Raw genomic sequence first — 17,183 nt, 5'->3', positions numbered from 1 at the left:
TCCGCCACCCCGCGCCAGCGGCGGAACGCCCGGTTCATGTCCCCGATTGAGGGATCGTTTCACCCGTACGGATTAAATGTGCTCAAGCCGCCTGAAGGTGCCACTCCCGGCCGCCTACGGTCGCCGAATGACGAGCAGTACTCCGGAGATCTCGACCCGCTCGACCCGCACGGCCGGCGCGCACCGGGCCCACCGGGAAGCGCGTGACCGCGGGGCGGCGCGCACGCTGGCGCAGCGGCCGCCCGCGCGCTACGAGCCCTACCTGGACGGCCTGTTCACCTACTGCCTGTCCGTGCTGTGCGACCACGAGGCCGCGACCGCCGCCCTGGGCGACGTCCTCGCACTCGCCGAACGCCGCGGCCGGCACGCCCCCGAGGCACCCTCGGACCGCAGGGCCTGGCTGTACGCGCTGGCCCGCTGGGCGTGCCTGCGCAAGCTGGCCGAGGCCAAGCAGAAACGTCAGAGCAGCCATGCCGCGGGCCGCACCGACCGGCGGCGCGCCGACCGTCCGGCCGCTCCGGCCCCCTCCGAGGAGGTCCAGGAGCGGCGCCGTCGCGAACTGGCCCTGCTGGCCTGGCCGGAGGCCGCCGGCACCACCCCGGAGCAGCGGGAGGCGCTCGAACTGGCCGTGCGCCACCACCTCGCCGCCCGCGAGGTCGCCGCCGTCCTCGGCATGGACCCGGCCGCCGCCCGCGATCTGCTCGCCTCCGCCGCGTGCGAGGTGGAACGCACGCGAGCGGCCCTCGCCGTGGTCGAGACCGGGGCGTGCCCGAGCGTCGCGCACCTCGCCGGCGACGACCGGCTCGTGCTCGGCACGGCCCTGCGCAGCGAACTCGTCCGGCACGTCGACGACTGCCCGCGCTGCCGCCGCACCGCCGAGCGTGCCATCCCCGGCCGCTGGCCCGGCACCAGCGTCACGCCCGCCGAACTGCCCGTCCTGCCGGCGCCCCGGGCTGCCCTGCACGTGGCCATGGCCCACCACCCGCGCGCGCGAAGCGCCGCACCCCGCTTCGACCGGCGCGGCTTCCCGATGGACCCCAAGGACCATGCCGCCCGAAGGGACCGCCTACGCGCGCGCGCCGTCACCACGACCGTCGTCGCCACCGTCGTGGCCGCCCCCGTGCTGGCCCTGTGGGCCGCCTACCGGGGCACCCCGATCGGCGAGGGCCGGGACGACCGCTCGGCCTCCGCGCGCGAGGCGGACGACCCGTTCGGCCTGGACGGCGAGATCGCGGGCGGCGGCTACGAGAACACCGGCAACGCGAGCACCCGGCCCGGCCCCCGCTTCGGCAGGGACGGCAAGGCCGACGTCTCCGTCGAGGTCATCGGCGTCGCTGTCGCCGGCCGCAAGGCCGCCCTCGAGGTCACGGCCGACAACAGCGGTGACACCACTCTCGTCACCCTGACCGCGACCGGCCCGGCCCCGGTCCGCTGGTCCGCGTCCACCGGAGCCCACTGGCTGTACCTCAGCCAGTCGTCGGGAACGCTCCGGCCCGGCGAGTCGTTGACGATCAAGGTGTACGTCGACCACCTGCGGGAGCCCGCCGGCCCCTGGCAGGCGCAGGTGGCGGTCGCCCCGGTGGGCGCCGTCGTCCGCATCGAGGGCTACGGCGCCGCGCCCAGCCCCTCCGGCCCCGGCCCGGACCCCCGCCCCGGCGGCCCGGGCGACCCGACTCCCACCCAGCCCGACCCGACTCCCACGACATCCGCCCCGGACCCGGACCCGACGCCGACCACCCCGCCCCCGTCGGCCGACCCGGACCCCACGCCGTCGGATCCGGGCCCGACCGACCCGACGGCCTCGACGCCGCCGCCCTCGGACAGCGGCGACCCGAGTCCGGCCACGTCGTAGGCGGGCCCTCAGGTCACCGGATCCGCAGGATGCGGTGCCAGCAGCGGCAGCTGCGAGGCCAGCCGCTCCTCGCACAGTTCGACCAGCCGGTCGTAGCCGGCCTTGCCCATCAGCTCGATCAGTTCCGGCCGGTAGGAGACGTACACCGGGTCGCCCGCGCCGTGCGCCGAGGTCGCCGATGTGCACCACCAGTGCAGGTCGTGGCCGCCCGGGCCCCAGCCCCGGCGGTCGTACTCACCGATCGACACCTGCAGGACGCGCGTGTCGTCGGGCCGGTCGATCCACTCGTACGTCCGCCGTACCGGCAACTGCCAGCAGACGTCCGGCTTGGTCTCCAGCGGCTCGCGGCCCTCCTTCAGAGCGAGGATGTGCAGCGAGCAGCCCATGCCGCCGGGGAAGCCGGGCCGGTTCTGGAAGATGCACGAGCCCTGGAACGGACGCGTCTGCCGCTCGCCGTCCTCGTCCTCGGAGACCCAGCCGCCCCGTTTGCCCTCGGCATGGTGCTGCCAGATGTCCGGCGTGAGCCTGGCCACATGCCCGGCGACGCGCTTCTCGTCGTCCTCGTCGGAGAAGTGGGCACCCAACGTGCAGCACCCGTCATCCGCGCGGCCCGCCTGGATGCCCTGGCAGCCGCTGCCGAAGATGCAGTTCCAGCGAGAGGTCAGCCATGTCAGATCGCAGCGGAACACCTGCTCGTCGTCCGCCGGATCGGGAAACTCAACCCACGCGCGAGCGAAGTCGAGGCCCTTCTCGTCGGGTTCCACGGCGGCCGGTGATTTGTCGCGCTTCGCCTTTTTCGTCTTTGGCACGCCTCCAGGGTACGGGCCTCGTACCCCCACCGAGGACGGCGGACGGCCCGGTGGGCAGTAGCGTTCCGTACATGAGACTCGGTGTCCTCGACGTGGGATCGAACACGGTGCATCTGCTCGTGGTGGACGCGCACCCCGGCGCGTGCCCGCTGCCCGCTCACTCGCACAAGGCGGAACTGCGCCTGGCCCAGCTCCTCGACGACGACGGCGCGATCGGCCCCCACGGCGTCGACCGGCTGATCTCGGTGATCAAGGAGGCGCTCCAGGCCGCCGAGGACAAGGGCGCCGAGGAGGTCCTCCCGTTCGCGACCTCCGCCGTACGGGAGGCCCGCAACGCCGATGACGTCCTCGAACGCGTGCGCGCCGAGACCGGCGTCGAGCTCCAGGTCCTCACCGGCTCCGAGGAGGCCCGGCTGACCTTCCTCGCCGCCCGCCGCTGGTTCGGCTGGTCGGCCGGGAAGCTGCTGGTCCTGGACATCGGCGGCGGCTCCCTGGAGGTCGCGTACGGCATCGACGAGGAGCCCGACGCGGCCGCCTCGCTGCCGCTGGGCGCCGGCCGCCTCACCGCCGGCTGGCTGCCCGGTGATCCGCCCGCCCCGGACGACGTCCGCGCCCTGCGCCGCCACGTGCGGACCGAGATCGCCCGCACGGTCGGCGAGTTCAGCCGCTTCGGCACCCCCGACCACGTCGTCGCCACGTCGAAGACCTTCAAGCAGCTGGCCCGCATCGCCGGCGCGGCCCGCTCCGCCGAGGGCCTCTACGTCCAGCGCGAGCTCAAGCGGGAGTCCCTGGAGGGCTGGGTCCCGCGCCTGGCCGCGATGACGGAGCGGGAGCGCGCGGAGCTGCCGGGCGTCTCGGAGGGCAGGGCCGGCCAGCTCCTGGCGGGCGCCCTGGTGGCCGAGGCGGCGATGGACCTCTTCGGCGTGGAGCGCGTCGACATATGCCCCTGGGCGCTGCGGGAGGGCGTGATCCTGCGTCGCCTGGATCACATGGAGTCGGTGTAGGGGCCTGCCCGCCTATGGCAAACACCACAACGGCGAAGAGGCCCCCCACCTCACCCCGACCACACCCCGTAATCTGTCCTGCATGGCAGAGCCAGCCGTGAAGATCCCGGACGCGAAGGTCGCCCTGTCGACGGCCTCGGTCTACCCGGAGTCGACGGCCACGGCCTTCGAGATCGCCGCGCGCCTCGGGTACGACGGAGTCGAGGTCATGGTCTGGACCGACCCGGTCAGCCAGGACATCGAGGCCCTGCGCAGACTCAGCGACTACCACCGGATCCCGGTCCTGGCCGTGCACGCCCCCTGTCTGCTCATCACGCAGCGCGTCTGGTCCACCGACCCGTGGACCAAGCTCCAGCGGGCCCGCGCGGCGGCCGAGAAGCTCGACGCGAGCACGGTCGTCGTCCACCCCCCGTTCCGCTGGCAGCGCCAGTACGCCCGGGACTTCGTCGCCGGCATCTGGCGCATGGCGAACGAGACGGACGTGCGGTTCGCCGTCGAGAACATGTACCCCTGGCGCTACCGCGACCGCGAGATGCTCGCGTACGCCCCCGACTGGGACGTCACCAAGGACGACTACCGGCACTTCACGATCGACCTCAGCCACACCGCGACGGCCCGCTCCGACGCGCTGGACATGGTCGACCGCATGGGGGACCGTCTCGGCCACGTCCACCTCGCCGACGGCCGGGGCTCGGCCAAGGACGAGCACCTGGTGCCCGGCCGCGGCACCCAGCCCTGCGCCGAGGTGCTGGAGCGGCTCGCCCTGACCGGCTTCGACGGGCATGTCGTCATCGAGGTCAACACCCGCCGCGCCATGTCCAGCGCGGAGCGCGAGGCCGACCTGGCGGAGGCGCTGGCCTTCACCCGCCTCCATCTGGCCTCGGCGGTGAAGGTGCCGCGGCGATGACCGGCCGGCCCCCGGCCGCCGGCGGGTCCGGCACCACCGCCCGCCGCCGCGGCCGCCCCCCGCGTACGGAGTCGGCGGACACCCGCGACCGCATCCTGACCGCCGCCCGCGACGACTTCTCCGAGCACGGCTACGAGAAGACGTCCGTACGCGGCATCGCCAAGACGGCCGGCGTCGACCCGGCCCTCGTGCACCACTACTTCGGCACGAAGGAGCAGGTCTTCGAGGCGGCGATCACCCAGTCCTTCGGACCCGCCCTGCAGGCCCCGAAGGCCATCGAGGAGGGCCCGCTCGACGGGGTGGGGGAGCGTCTGGCCCGCTTCTTCTTCGGCGTCTGGGAGAACCCGGCGACTCGCGCGCCCCTGCTCGCCGTCGTCCGCTCCGCCGTCACCAACGAGACCGCGGCCGCCGTCTTCCGGCGGATCATCGCCACCCAGGTGCTGCGCCGCATCGCCGTACGGCTGGAGCTGCCGGACGCCGAGCTGCGCGCCGAGCTGGCCGCCGCCCAGCTCGTGGGCACGGCCGTCCTGCGGTACGTCATCAAGGTCGAGCCGCTGGCCTCGGCGGACCCGGAGCAGATCATCGCGCGGGTGGCACCGGTCGTCCAGGGACATCTGACCGATCCGTGAGGCGTGCGGGTGCCGTCGTCCGAGACGGCCATCCCGCATTCCGGACACTCTGTCCCGCCCACTGGATGACGGGCGTACGCTCGGTTGCAGTCAGAAGTCTCCGAATCCTCTGACGCCGTCTCTGAAGGAGCGAGCGACGATGCCCGAGCTGAGGTCCCGCACAGTCACCCACGGCCGCAACATGGCGGGCGCCCGCGCCCTTATGCGCGCCTCCGGTGTACCGGGTGCGGACATCGGCCGCAAGCCGATCATCGCGGTCGCCAACAGCTTCACCGAGTTCGTGCCCGGCCACACGCACCTGGCGCCCGTCGGCCGGATCGTCAGCGAGGCGGTCGTCGCGGCCGGCGGCATCCCGCGCGAGTTCAACACGATCGCCGTCGACGACGGCATCGCCATGGGCCACGGCGGCATGCTCTACTCCCTGCCCTCCCGCGACCTGATCGCGGACAGCGTGGAGTACATGGTCGAGGCGCACTGTGCCGACGCCCTGATCTGCATCTCCAACTGCGACAAGATCACCCCGGGCATGCTGAACGCCGCCCTGCGGCTGAACATCCCGACGGTCTTCGTCTCCGGCGGCCCCATGGAGTCCGGCCGCGCCACCCTGGTCGACGGCACGGTTCGCACCCTCGACCTGGTCGACGCGATCTCCGACGCCGTGAACGACAAGATCTCGGACGAGGACATCCTCCGTATCGAGGAGAACGCCTGCCCGACGTGCGGTTCCTGCTCCGGCATGTTCACCGCCAACTCGATGAACTGCCTGACCGAGGCCATCGGCCTCTCCCTCCCCGGCAACGGCTCGGTCCTGGCCACGCACACCGCCCGCAAGGCGCTGTACGAGGACGCCGCCCGTACGGTCATGGACATCACCCGCCGCTACTACGAGCAGGACGACGAGACGGTTCTGCCCCGCAGCGTGGCGTCCTTCGCGGCGTTCGAGAACGCCATGGCGCTCGACATCGCCATGGGCGGCTCCACCAACACGATCCTGCACCTGCTGGCCGCCGCCCAGGAGGCGGGCGTCCCCTTCGGCCTGGACGAGATCAACGCGGTCTCGCGGCGCGTGCCGTGCCTCGCGAAGGTCGCCCCGAACGTCGCGAAGGACCGTACGTACTACATGGAGGACGTGCACCGCGCCGGCGGCATCCCCGCCCTGCTCGGCGAGCTGCACCGGGCCGGCCTGCTCAACGAGGACGTGTACTCCGTGCACAGCCCGTCCCTCGCCGACTGGCTGAAGACCTGGGACGTGCGCGGCGGCTCCCCGTCCGCCGAGGCCGTCGAGCTGTGGCACGCGGCCCCCGGCTGCGTCCGCTCCGCCGAGGCCTTCTCCCAGTCCGAGCGCTGGGAGGCCCTGGACGTGGACGCCGAGGGCGGCTGCATCCGCTCCGCCGAGCACGCCTACTCCAAGGACGGCGGTCTCGCGGTCCTCAAGGGCAACCTGGCCGTGGACGGCTGCGTCGTGAAGACGGCCGGTGTCGACGAGTCCATCTGGACCTTCGAGGGCCCGGCGGTCGTCTGCGAGTCGCAGGAGGAGGCCGTCCAGAAGATCCTCACCCAGCAGGTCAAGGACGGCGACGTCGTCGTCATCCGCTACGAGGGCCCCAAGGGCGGCCCCGGCATGCAGGAGATGCTCTACCCCACCTCGTACCTGAAGGGCCGCGGCCTCGGGAAGACCTGCGCGCTGGTCACGGACGGCCGCTTCTCCGGCGGCACCTCCGGCCTGTCCATCGGCCACGCCTCGCCCGAGGCGGCCGCGGGCGGCACCATCGCCCTGGTCGAGGACGGCGACCGCATCCGCATCGACATCCCGAACCGTTCCATCGAGCTGCTGGTGGACGACACCGAGCTCGCCCGCCGCGAGCAGGCCCTGAACGGCGTGTACGCCCCGAAGAACCGCGACCGCAAGGTCTCGGCGGCGCTGCGGGCCTACGCGGCGATGGCGACCAGCGCGGACAAGGGCGCCGTGCGGGACGTGTCGAAGCTGGGCTGATCCCTTCTCGCCCCGAGGGCCGCCTCCCGCTGCCGGGGGGGCGGCCCTCGACCGTGTCACCAGGTGGCGGGGTCGCCCGCGGGGACGGAGAAGACGGTGCCGTCGGGCGCGGCGGCGTAGAGGCGGGCGTGGGCGAGCACGGGGGCGGGCACCGCGTCCGCGACCCGGTCCGAGTTGCCGCCGAGCCGCGGGGACGTCTGTCCCAGAAGCCGGCCTTCGCGTGCGTCCACGCCGAGCAGCCGCCCGTCAGGGGCGGAGAAGTAGACGTACCGGCCGTCGGCCACCGGCGCGGAACCCCGGGTCACCGCGGTCTCCAGGCTCCACGTCTGCTTCCGCGCATGCATGTCGACGGCCACCAGCGATCCGCCGTCCCCCACGAGGTACACGAGGTTGCCGCGCACCGTGGCCTGCGGCTGGCCGATCGGGACGGGCAGCACCACCCGCCGGGAGACTCCGTCGTCCGGCGTGTAGCGCACCACGGCCTCCGCTGATCCGTAGACCGGGTCGAGGGCGACGAAGAAGATCGATCCGTCGACCGCGCCGACGGGCTGGAGCGACCCCTTCAGCCGTACGTCCCACCGCACCCGGCCCGTTTCCGGGGCGACCGCGGTGACGCGGGTACTCGACCCGTCGTCCGACGTGCTGGTCCCGTAGGCCAGTGGGTCTCCGGCGAAGGAGGCGAAGTACGGGGCCCGGTGGCCCGGGATCCGGTGGCTCCACTTCGTCCGTCCCGAAGCGCTGTCCACGCCGGTGACCCCACCGTCGACGCCCGTGACGAGAAGCATGTCCCCCGCGTGCGCCAGCCCGCTGTACGACGGCACGGTCTGCCGCCAGCGGGTCCTGCCCGAGCCGGGATCGAGAGCCTCCAGGCGCGTGCTCCGGTCCAGCGCGGGCTGCACGAGGCCACCGGACACGACGGGCTGCCCGCCCTGCGCCGCGGGGACGGTGTGCCGCCACAACCGGCGCCCGTCGGTCGGGTCGAGGGCGAAGACCCGGCCCGTCTGCGCGCAGACCAGCCTCCCCGCCCCGTACGAGCACTGCGGTGCCCCCTTCCCGGGCGCCGACGTCGTCTCCCACGGGCTGGATCCGGCCGCCGTGGTGCGCGGCGCGCTACCGCCCACCGGTGACGGGTCGTCACCGCCGAGCAACTGCACCGAGGCCAGCGTGGCGGCCGTGGCCAGGCCGAGGAGCCCGGTCCCGACGAGGAGCCGGGTGGCGAGGCGTTTCCGGGACCGCCGTTCGGGCTCGGTGACACGCGGCTCCGGCTCGGGCGCGTCCCCCGTCCGCTGCGCCGGTATGAAGACCTGGGTGTCGTACGAGGCCGCGACCGACCGCAGCTCCCGCATCAACTCGTCCGGCGTCGGCCGGTCCTCGGGCTCCTTGGCGAGACACCGCGCCACGAGCGGCGCGAGGCTCTCCGGCACTCCGGCCAGATCCGGCTCGTCATGGACGACCTGGTAGGCGACGACGTACGGGCTGTCCGAGTCGAACGGCCCCCGGCCCGTGGCCGCGTGCACCATCACCGACCCGAGCGCGAAGACGTCGGCGGCGGGCCCGACCTCCCGGGGGCGCCGGAACTGCTCCGGCGCCATGAACGGCGGGGTCCCGATCAACTTGCCGGTCTCGGTCCGCAGTTCGCTGTCCTTCGGCCGGGAGATCCCGAAGTCGATGACCTTGGGCCCGTCCTCGGCGAGAAGTACGTTGCTGGGTTTGAGATCCCGGTGGACCACGCCGACCCGGTGGATGTCGCGCAGTGCCTCGGCCAGTCCGGCCATCAGACGGCGCAGCTCGGCGGGGCTCATGGGCCCGTTCCGCTTCACATGGTCGGACAGGGTCGGTCCGGGGATGAACAGGGTGGCCATCCAGGGCCGTTCGGCCTCCGAGTCGGCATCGACGACGGACGCGGTGAAGGCACCGCTGACCTTCCGCGCGGCCGCCACCTCCTGCCGAAACCGCCCCCGGAACTCGGGATCCCTGGCGAACTGGGCGTGGACGACCTTCACCGCGAGCTTCATCCCCGAGGTGCTGCGCGCGAGATGCACGACGCCCATGCCCCCGGATCCGAGAGTCGTCTCCAGCCGGTAGTGACCGGCGTATTCGGGAAGTTCCGCTTCCGCGCCCGCCCCGGTGCTGCTCTGCGGCGCCATGGAACCACCCCCGTGCTGTTCGTCCGCGCGCGCGACGCACGGAGCCTAGTCGATGCGTCGTACGGGACAGAGGCGGCTTGTTAGTCTCCGCGTGCGAGTTACGCACATGTGTTTCATGGCGTGATGCAGGGGAATCAACGGGGCCCCATGCCGGTCATGGGGATCAACGGGGGAGGTTTTTCATGTCTGTCGACCGCGTCGAAGAGACGGTGGGCGGCCAGGTGACGGAAGCGGTCGCCGCCGAGGCCGGCACCACGGCCGTGCGCTACTACTCGGTCGCGCCGGGCGTCCGTGTCAACGTCCGCAGCGGTCCCGGCACCAACTACACGGTCGTCCGGGTCCTGTCCGAGGGGGCGAAGGTCCCGATCTACTGCCAGTCGCCGGGCACCACGGTGACGGGCCCGTACGGCACGACGAACATCTGGGACAACATCAACAACGGCCAGTACGTCTCGGACGCCTATGTGAACACCGGCAGCGACGGCTACGTCCGCCCGCGCTGCTCCTGATCCGACCACCACTACGCCGGGACCGCTCATGACATCCCTGAAACGCAGATCCGTACATCCCTGAAACGCAGATCCGTGATGCTCGCCGGGCTCACCGGAGCCCTCCTCATGGTCGGCGCGGCCACCGCCGAGGCCGCAGCCGTGCGCTACTACTCGGTCGCGCCCGGGCGTCAGCCTCGCCGTCCGCACCGGCCCCGGCACCTCGTACGGCATCGTCCGCTACCTTCCCGTGGGTGCCAAGGTGCCGATCTTCTGCCAGACACCCGGGCAGACGATCACCGGTACGTACGGCACGACGAACATCTGGGACAACATCGACGACGGTCAGTACGTCTCGGACGCCTATGTGAACACCGGCAGCGACGGCTACGTCGCCGGGCGCTGCGGCTGAGCCGCCCGGAGCCCGCGGCCACCTCGGAGCCATAATCGACGCGTGAGCGACGACACCGGCACCCACAGGACACCCGCGGGCTCCACCGGCCCCCGCCCAGAGCCGATCCGGCTCTTCGGCACCACCTGGGTCGAGCACGGCCACGGCTACGCGGCCCGCCGCGTAGCCGTGGCCGTCGGCTCCCTGGTCGCCGCCGTCGCCTCCTGCCTCGTGCTCCGCCTCGCCTACCAGGGCCTCCGGATCGCCGCGATCGGTGACTTCGTCACGGTCCTCATGGTCGCGATGTTCGCGATCTGCAGCGCCCTCGCCTTCCGCCACACCTGGGACGGCTACACCCGCCGCCATGACCCCGACCGCCAGGCGTCCCTGCGCGGCCTCCTGACCGTCGGCTTCGTCGGCTCCCTGCTCGCCTACTTCTTCCGCTCCCTCACCGAGGCCCCCGGCGAGAAGCTCCACCGCGAGGAGTACGAAGAGGCCCGCAGGCAGTACGAGAAGCGCACGACCCGCCGCTCCGGCAACCCGAGGAACCGCCGCCGCGCGTAGCCCCGCCGCCTACCCGGCCGCCTGCTCGGCCGCCACGATGCGCTCGACCGCCGCCGTCACCAGCTGTTCGCGCTCGGCCTCGGTGAAGACGTCCGGCAGTGTGAGCTGCTCGACGATCAGCCAGTTCAGGGTCAGCATGAGCAGCTTGACGGCCATGGCGTCGCCGGGGAGCCCGGAGGCTTCGTGGTAGGCGACGTTGGCGTCGACATCGGCGCGGACCCGCTCGGTGAGGACCTTGCGCAGTTCGGGGCGGCGGGTGGCCTCGAGGCGCAGTTCGAGCAGGGCGAGGTAGCCGGTGCGGAAGGCGGCGACGCGGCCGACGAGTTCCCGCATCAGCACCGCGTATGTTTCCCGGTCGCGGCCGGCCGCCTGCTGGCGCGCGATCGTCGCCTCGTCGGGCTGCAGCCGCTCGTAGACACGGGCGCCGGCCTGGGTGAGCAGGTCGTCCCGGTTGGCGAAGTAGTTGGAGGCGGTCCCGGCCGGTACGGCGGCCTCGGTATCCACCGCCCGGAACGTCAGACCACGTGCACCCTCCCTGGCCAGCACCTCGATCGCCGCATCGACGAGGGCGGCACGCCGCTGGTCGTTCCGTCGCACCATTGACACCACTCCATCTGTAGTACTACCTTCAAACCACTTCAGTAAGAGTACTACGTATGGAGTTTCTTGTATGCGAAAGCTCGTGTACTACATCGCAGTCACGCTCGACGGCCGCATCGCGGGCCCCGGCGGCGAGTACGACTTCTTCCCCACCGGTGACGAGCAGCAGAGTGCCGCCTACAGCACCTGGGCCAACACCCTGTACCCCGAAACCGTCCCGACCGCCTACCGTGCCGCCGTCGGCCTCACCGACACCCCCCACCGGCAGTTCGACACCGTCGTCATGGGCTTCGGCACCTACCGCGACCCCCTCGGCCAGGGAACCACCAGCCCCTACGCCCACCTGCGCCAGTACGTGGTCTCCAGCACGCTCGACCCCGGCGTCGACCCGGCCGTCACCGTCGTTCCCGGCGACCCGCTCGCCCTCGTCCGCGCACTCAAGCGGGAGGAGGACACCGGCCTGCACGTCTGGCTCTGCGGCGGCGGCAAGCTCGCCGGCGCCCTCCTGCCCGAGATCGACGAACTGGTCGTCAAGCACTACCCGGTGGTCGCCGGCGCCGGGATCCCGGCCTTCGACGGCACCTTCGACCCCACCGTCTTCGATGTCGCCGAGCGCACGGCCTTCCCCAACGGCGTCACCCTCACGCGCCTCACGCGACGCTAGGGCTGTGGCTTCCCGCCGAACCAGACCACCTCGCGCGCCAACTCCCGCCGCTCTCACTCAAATCTCACCGCGCCCCACCCCGCCCCCGGCCACCATGGCGGTATGACCACATCTCCCTCCGCCCCCCACCCCACCGGAGCCGACCCCGCCGCCGAACCCCCAGCCGAGCACCCCGCCGCCGAGCCCGCCCGAACCGCACGAGCCCACTCCTTCAACGCCGCCGCGGCCCAGTACGCGGCCAACCGTCCCTCCTACCCCCCGGCCCTCTTCGACGCGATGGAAGACCTGACCGGCCGCCCCCTCATAGGCGCCCGCGTCGCAGACATCGGTGCCGGCACCGGCATCGCCACCGCCCTCCTCCACGCGCGAGGCGCGAACGTCGTCGCCGTGGAACCCGGCGCCGGCATGGCGGCCCAGTTCCGCCGCAGCCTGCCCGGCATCCCGCTCGTCCGCGGCACGGGAGACGACCTCCCCCTCACCGACGCCTGCGTCGACCTCGTCACCTACGCCCAGGCCTGGCACTGGACCGACCCCGCCCGAGCCGTCCCCGAGGCCCTGCGCGTGCTGCGCCCCGGCGGCGCCCTCGCCCTCTGGTGGAACACCGACGCCCTGGACGTCCCCTGGATCGCCGAGGCCGCCGCCCGCACCGGCCGCCACTTCGGCATCGACGTCTCCGCCGAGAAGCGCAACGTCAGTGCCCGCGCCGCCGACCCCAGCGGCCTCCTCGACTTCACCCGCCGCACGGTCCGCTGGAGCCGCAGCGTCCCGGTCGACACCCACCTCGCCAACATCGGCAGCCACTCGGTCTTCCTCGTACACGGGGCGGAACACGCCGCATCGTTCCTGGCCGAGGAGCGCGAACACCTCCTCCGGGCCTTCCCGGACGGCTTCGTGGAGGAGGTCTACGAGGTCGTCCTCCTCCTCGCCAGGACGCCGGCCTGACACGCACCCGCTCGATCCGCTCGCTCGACGCACCCGCTTGACGGGTCCCACCCCCGGGAGCATTATTCATCGCATGATGAATAACGCTCCCGGGTCGTCACGCCCAGCCCCGGCACCCACCCCCGGCCGACTCCCCCACCCGCCCACCACAGCCGTCCACGCCGAGAACCTCACCGTCCACCGCGGCCCCCGCACAGTCCTTCGCAACCTCGGCTTCACCGCCCCCCGAGGCCGGATCACCGGCCTCCTCGGCCCCTCCGGCTGCGGAAAATCCACCCTCATGCGCGCGATCGTCGGCACCCAGGCCAAAGTCACCGGCACCCTCGACGTCCTCGGCCACCCCGCCGGCCACCCCACCCTGCGCACCCGCATCGGCTACGTCACCCAGGCTCCCTCCGTCTACGACGACCTGACCGTCCGCCAGAACCTCGACTACTTCGCCGCGATCCTCGACCCCGGCCGACCGGCAGCCGACCGCCGCGACGACAACGTCACCCGCGCGATAGCCGACGTCGACCTCACCACCCACGCCGACGCCCTCGCCGGCAACCTCTCCGGCGGCCAGCGCAACCGCGTCTCCCTGGCCGTCGCCCTCCTCGACGCCCCCGAACTCCTGGTCCTCGACGAACCGACCGTCGGCCTCGACCCGGTCCTGCGCCGCGACCTCTGGACCCTCTTCCACGACATCGCGGCGAGCCGCGGCGCGACCCTCCTCGTCTCCTCGCACGTCATGGACGAGGCCGAGCGCTGCCACCGCCTCCTCCTCATGCGCGACGGCGAACTCCTTGCCGACGACAGCCCCGACGCCCTGCGCACCCGCACCGGCACCGACACGGTCGAGGAGGCCTTCCTGCACCTGGTGGACGAGGCCGAAGCAGCAGCCCGCGCGAAGGAGACGACCCGATGACCACCACCCCGCCCCGGGCCCTCAGCGCCTCCCGCACCACCGCCACCGCGGCCCGGGTCCTCCGCCAGCTCACCCACGACCCCCGCACCATCGCGCTGCTGATCCTCATCCCCTGCGTGATGCTGTTCCTGCTGCGCTACGTCTTCGACGGCAGCCCCCGCACCTTCGACAGCATCGGCGCGTCCCTGCTCGGGATCTTCCCGCTGATCACGATGTTCCTGGTGACCTCCATCGCCACCCTGCGCGAACGCACCTCGGGCACCCTCGAACGCCTCCTCGCCATGCCCCTCGGCAAGGGCGACCTCATCGCCGGCTACGCCCTCGCCTTCGGCACCCTCGCGATCATCCAGTCCGCCCTGGCCACCGGCCTCGCGGTCTGGTTCCTCGGCCTCGACGTCACCGGCAGCCCCTGGCTCCTCCTCCTGGTGGCCCTCCTCGACGCCCTCCTCGGCACAGCCCTCGGCCTCTTCGTCTCGGCCTTCGCGGCGTCGGAATTCCAGGCGGTCCAGTTCATGCCGGCGGTGATCTTCCCCCAGCTCCTCCTGTGCGGCCTGTTCACCCCGCGCGACCACATGCACCCGGCCCTGGAGGCCATCTCCGACGTCCTCCCCATGTCCTACGCCGTCGACGGCATGAACGAGGTCCTGCGCCACACGGACATGACCACCGCGTTCGTCCGGGACATCCTGATCGTCGCGGGCTGCGCCCTCCTGGTCCTGACCCTGGGCGCGGCCACCCTCAGGCGCCGCACGGCCTAGCCGGCCCGGCCCGACATCCCGCCCAGCGGACACCCGAGCCGTCCCCCACTCCCCGGTGCGAGGATGGACCCCGGACGACGCACCCTTCGGAGGCATCCCGCGCCATGACGCAGAAAGTCGCAGTCCTCGGCACCGGCAAGATCGGCGAAGCCCTGCTCAGCGGAATGATCCGCGCCGGCTGGACCCCGTCCGACCTCCTGGTCACCGCCCGCCGCCCGGAACGAGCCGAGGAACTCCGCACCCGCTACGGCGTCACACCGGTCACCAACCCCGAGGCCGCCAAGACCGCCGACACCCTGATCCTCACGGTCAAACCGCAGGACATGGGCACCCTCCTCGACGAGCTCGCCCCCCACGTACCCGCCGACCGACTGGTCATCAGCGGCGCCGCCGGCATCCCCACGGCGTACTTCGAGGACCGACTGGCCCCCGACACCCCGGTCGTCCGCGTCATGACGAACACCCCCGCCCTGGTCGACGAGGCGATGTCCGTCATCTCCGCCGGCACCCACGCCACCGCCGACCACCTCGCCCACACCGAGGAGATCTTCGGCGCCGTGGGCAAGACGCTCCGCGTCCCCGAGTCCCAGCAGGACGCCTGCACCGCCCTCTCCGGCTCCGGCCCGGCCTACTTCTACTACCTCGTCGAAGCCATGACCGACGCCGGCATCCTCCTCGGCCTGCCCCGCGACAAGGCACACGACCTGATCGTCCAGTCCGCCATCGGCGCCGCGACCATGCTCCGCGACAGCGGCGAACACCCCGTCAAGCTCCGCGAGAACGTCACGTCCCCCGCCGGCACGACGATCAACGCCATCCGCGAACTCGAGAACCACGGCGTACGGGCCGCCCTCATCGCCGCCCTCGAAGCCGCCCGCGACCGCAGCCGCGCCCTGGCCTCCGGCAACAACAGCTGACCACCGGGGGCGGGCCCGTCCCCGCCCCCGCAGCCGCGTCACCTCACACCGCCACCACGGCCCCGGCGCCGGCCACCTCCGTCACGGCCGGCAGCAGCCCGATCGCGCGATACGCGGCATCCACCGTCGGCCGGGCCATCCCCCGGGCCCGCTCCGCACCGTCCCGCAGCACGCCCTCCACATGACCGGGATCGGCACACAACTCCTTGTGCCTCTCCTGCAAGGGCCGGAGCACCTCGACCACAGCCTCGGCGGTGTCCTTCTTCAAGGCCCCGTACGACTCGTACGCACCACTCAGCCGCTCGGGCTCCGCACCCGTGCACGCCGCGAGGATCTCCAGCAGATTCGCGAGCCCCGGCCGGGCCTCCCGGTCGTAGACGACCTCCCGCCCGCTGTCGGTCACGGCCCGCATGACCTTCTTGCGCACCACGTCCGGCTCGTCCAGCAGATAGACGATCCCCGGCCCGACGTCGTCGCTCTTGCCCATCTTCGACGCCGGATCCTGCAGATTCATCACCCGCGCCGCCACCCCGGGCCGCGAGGCCCGCGGCACCACGAACGTGTGCCCGTATCGCTGGTTGAACCGCACGGCCAGATCCCGAGCGAGTTCCACATGCTGCCGCTGATCGTCCCCGACCGGCACCTCGCCGGCCCCGTACGCCAGGATGTCCGCCGCCATCAGCACGGGATACGTCAGCAGCGACAGCCGCACACTCCCACCCCGCCGCTGCTCCCGCGCGGCCTTCTCCTTGTACTGGATCATCCGCCGCATCTCACCGTCGGTGGCCACGCACTCCAGTACGTACGACAGCCGGGCGTGCTCGTCCACATGGCTCTGCACGAAGACCGTGCAGAGCTCCGGATCCAGCCCGGCCGCCAGCAACAAGGTCGCCGACTGCCGGCTCAGCCTGCGCACCCGCGCGGGATCGTGGTCAACGGTCAGGGCATGCAGATCGACGACGCAGAACAAGGCGTCGGCCTCGTGCTGGTCGACTGCAGCCCACCGCCGCATGGCTCCCAGGTAGTTCCCCAGCGTCAGATGCCCCGTCGGCTTGACCCCGCTGAAGACCCGTGTCATCTCTGCTCAACCTCCTGGTCGGGACCGCCGCCCCGGGCGGCCGTCCCTCCGCGGTTCCAGGAGGGAGAAACGAAAACGGCCGCCGAAGCGGCGGCCGTTGCGTGCATACGTGGGGACGGCCGCCGTCAGGCGGCCCACCACAGCTGGGTGCACGTACGCGTCGTCATGAGGCCCAGAGTACGCGCCCGGAGCGCCGTCCGCCCTTGAGTTGACACGCCCGGACCCCGTCCGTAGTGTTCTCCGAGTTGCCCGACGTGAGCGCCGACTCCGGTCGGTCCCCGGGCAGCCAATCCATAAGTACCAGTCACCAATCGACGCACGGCACATCTGTCGTCGCTTCATTGGTATGCGTATTTACGGAATGAGGAATCTCCGTTCGAAAGGACGCGGCCCCCGATTGGCTCGGGAGCCGGGGAATCCGCTAAAGTCTCACTCGTCGGAACGGCCCAACAGCCGCAAAGACAAACCCCGCTGACCGGGGATCAGGCCCGAAAGGATCTGGTAGAGTCGGAACCGCCGGAAAGGGAAACGCG

The 17,183-nt window shown here is 72.1% G+C and carries 16 protein-coding genes and 1 pseudogene; 13 read left to right on the top strand and 4 right to left on the bottom strand.

Annotated features, from left to right (window positions below; translation table 11 throughout):
* The first annotated feature begins 127 nt into the window (after positions 1-127).
* Positions 128-1,852, top strand: a complete 1,725-nt coding sequence (locus tag IO24_RS0127895) for a BACON domain-containing protein (RefSeq protein WP_031140211.1) — start codon at positions 128-130, stop codon at positions 1,850-1,852.
* Positions 1,853-1,860: 8 nt separating this feature from the next.
* Here the strand turns inward: IO24_RS0127895 and IO24_RS0127890 are convergent, their stop codons facing one another.
* Positions 1,861-2,661: a DUF3109 family protein gene (locus IO24_RS0127890; RefSeq protein ID WP_031140209.1), complete on the bottom strand. Its 801-nt coding sequence runs from the start codon at positions 2,659-2,661 to the stop codon at positions 1,861-1,863.
* 71 nt (positions 2,662-2,732) lie between these two features.
* Here IO24_RS0127890 and IO24_RS0127885 point away from each other — a divergent pair, with 71 nt between their 5' ends.
* The 4 genes from IO24_RS0127885 to ilvD all read left to right on the top strand — a co-directional run bounded on the left by IO24_RS0127885 (position 2,733) and on the right by ilvD (position 7,194).
* Positions 2,733-3,665: a Ppx/GppA family phosphatase gene (locus IO24_RS0127885; protein ID WP_031140207.1), complete on the top strand. Its 933-nt coding sequence runs from the start codon at positions 2,733-2,735 to the stop codon at positions 3,663-3,665.
* A gap of 82 nt (positions 3,666-3,747) precedes the next feature.
* Entirely contained in the window at positions 3,748-4,572 is an 825-nt protein-coding gene (locus IO24_RS0127880) for a sugar phosphate isomerase/epimerase family protein (protein WP_031140205.1), read from the top strand.
* Positions 4,569-5,201 carry a TetR/AcrR family transcriptional regulator gene (locus IO24_RS0127875; protein WP_031140203.1) on the top strand — a complete coding sequence of 211 codons (633 nt, stop codon included), beginning with the start codon at positions 4,569-4,571 and terminating at the stop codon, positions 5,199-5,201. The genes IO24_RS0127880 and IO24_RS0127875 overlap by 4 nt, the downstream gene beginning before the upstream one ends.
* Before the next feature lie 139 nt (positions 5,202-5,340).
* On the top strand, positions 5,341-7,194 hold the full coding sequence (gene ilvD, locus IO24_RS0127870) for a dihydroxy-acid dehydratase (protein ID WP_031140201.1): 1,854 nt from the start codon (positions 5,341-5,343) through the stop codon (positions 7,192-7,194).
* 56 nt (positions 7,195-7,250) lie between these two features.
* Here ilvD and IO24_RS0127865 read toward each other — a convergent pair whose 3' ends face one another.
* Positions 7,251-9,341 (bottom strand): serine/threonine-protein kinase, encoded by a 2,091-nt coding sequence (locus IO24_RS0127865; protein ID WP_031140199.1) that lies wholly within the window; start codon positions 9,339-9,341, stop codon positions 7,251-7,253.
* Positions 9,342-9,523: 182 nt separating this feature from the next.
* On the opposite strand from IO24_RS0127865, the gene IO24_RS0127860 reads away from it, so the two are divergent.
* The 3 genes and pseudogenes from IO24_RS0127860 to IO24_RS0127850 all read left to right on the top strand — a co-directional run bounded on the left by IO24_RS0127860 (position 9,524) and on the right by IO24_RS0127850 (position 10,784).
* Entirely contained in the window at positions 9,524-9,850 is a 327-nt protein-coding gene (locus tag IO24_RS0127860) for an SH3 domain-containing protein (RefSeq protein ID WP_031140197.1), read from the top strand.
* Positions 9,851-9,928: 78 nt separating this feature from the next.
* Positions 9,929-10,241: pseudogene (locus IO24_RS41060) on the top strand (hypothetical protein).
* A gap of 42 nt (positions 10,242-10,283) precedes the next feature.
* A complete protein-coding gene (locus tag IO24_RS0127850) occupies positions 10,284-10,784 on the top strand; it encodes a hypothetical protein (protein ID WP_031140195.1) in 501 nt (166 codons plus the stop codon).
* Between the two features lie 9 nt (positions 10,785-10,793).
* On the opposite strand, the gene IO24_RS0127845 is transcribed toward IO24_RS0127850, so the two are convergent.
* Positions 10,794-11,384, bottom strand: coding sequence for a TetR/AcrR family transcriptional regulator (locus IO24_RS0127845; RefSeq protein ID WP_031140194.1), 591 nt, complete (start codon positions 11,382-11,384; stop codon positions 10,794-10,796).
* Positions 11,385-11,454: 70 nt separating this feature from the next.
* On the opposite strand from IO24_RS0127845, the gene IO24_RS0127840 reads away from it, so the two are divergent.
* The 5 genes from IO24_RS0127840 (at position 11,455) to proC (ending at position 15,572) form a co-directional block, all read left to right on the top strand.
* Entirely contained in the window at positions 11,455-12,048 is a 594-nt protein-coding gene (locus IO24_RS0127840) for a dihydrofolate reductase family protein (RefSeq protein WP_031140192.1), read from the top strand.
* 102 nt (positions 12,049-12,150) lie between these two features.
* Positions 12,151-12,990, top strand: a complete 840-nt coding sequence (locus IO24_RS0127835) for a class I SAM-dependent methyltransferase (protein ID WP_031140190.1) — start codon at positions 12,151-12,153, stop codon at positions 12,988-12,990.
* 73 nt (positions 12,991-13,063) lie between these two features.
* Positions 13,064-13,897, top strand: coding sequence for an ABC transporter ATP-binding protein (locus tag IO24_RS0127830; RefSeq protein ID WP_031140188.1), 834 nt, complete (start codon positions 13,064-13,066; stop codon positions 13,895-13,897).
* A complete protein-coding gene (locus tag IO24_RS0127825) occupies positions 13,894-14,655 on the top strand; it encodes an ABC transporter permease (protein WP_031140186.1) in 762 nt (253 codons plus the stop codon). The genes IO24_RS0127830 and IO24_RS0127825 overlap by 4 nt, the downstream gene beginning before the upstream one ends.
* Positions 14,656-14,759: 104 nt before the next feature.
* Positions 14,760-15,572, top strand: a complete 813-nt coding sequence (proC, locus tag IO24_RS0127820; RefSeq protein WP_031140184.1) for a pyrroline-5-carboxylate reductase — start codon at positions 14,760-14,762, stop codon at positions 15,570-15,572.
* A 43-nt stretch (positions 15,573-15,615) separates the two neighbouring features.
* Here the strand turns inward: proC and trpS are convergent, their stop codons facing one another.
* Complete coding sequence (gene trpS / locus IO24_RS0127815; protein ID WP_031140182.1) at positions 15,616-16,650, bottom strand: tryptophan--tRNA ligase; 1,035 nt, start codon at positions 16,648-16,650, stop codon at positions 15,616-15,618.
* Positions 16,651-17,183: the final 533 nt, after the last annotated feature.

The sequence above is a fragment of the Streptomyces flavovariabilis genome (assembly GCF_000725785.1).
Classification (GTDB): Bacteria; Actinomycetota; Actinomycetes; order Streptomycetales; family Streptomycetaceae; genus Streptomyces; species Streptomyces hawaiiensis.
The sequence above is the reverse complement of the archived record's forward strand: the minus strand, read 5'-3'. Positions and strand labels throughout refer to the sequence as shown.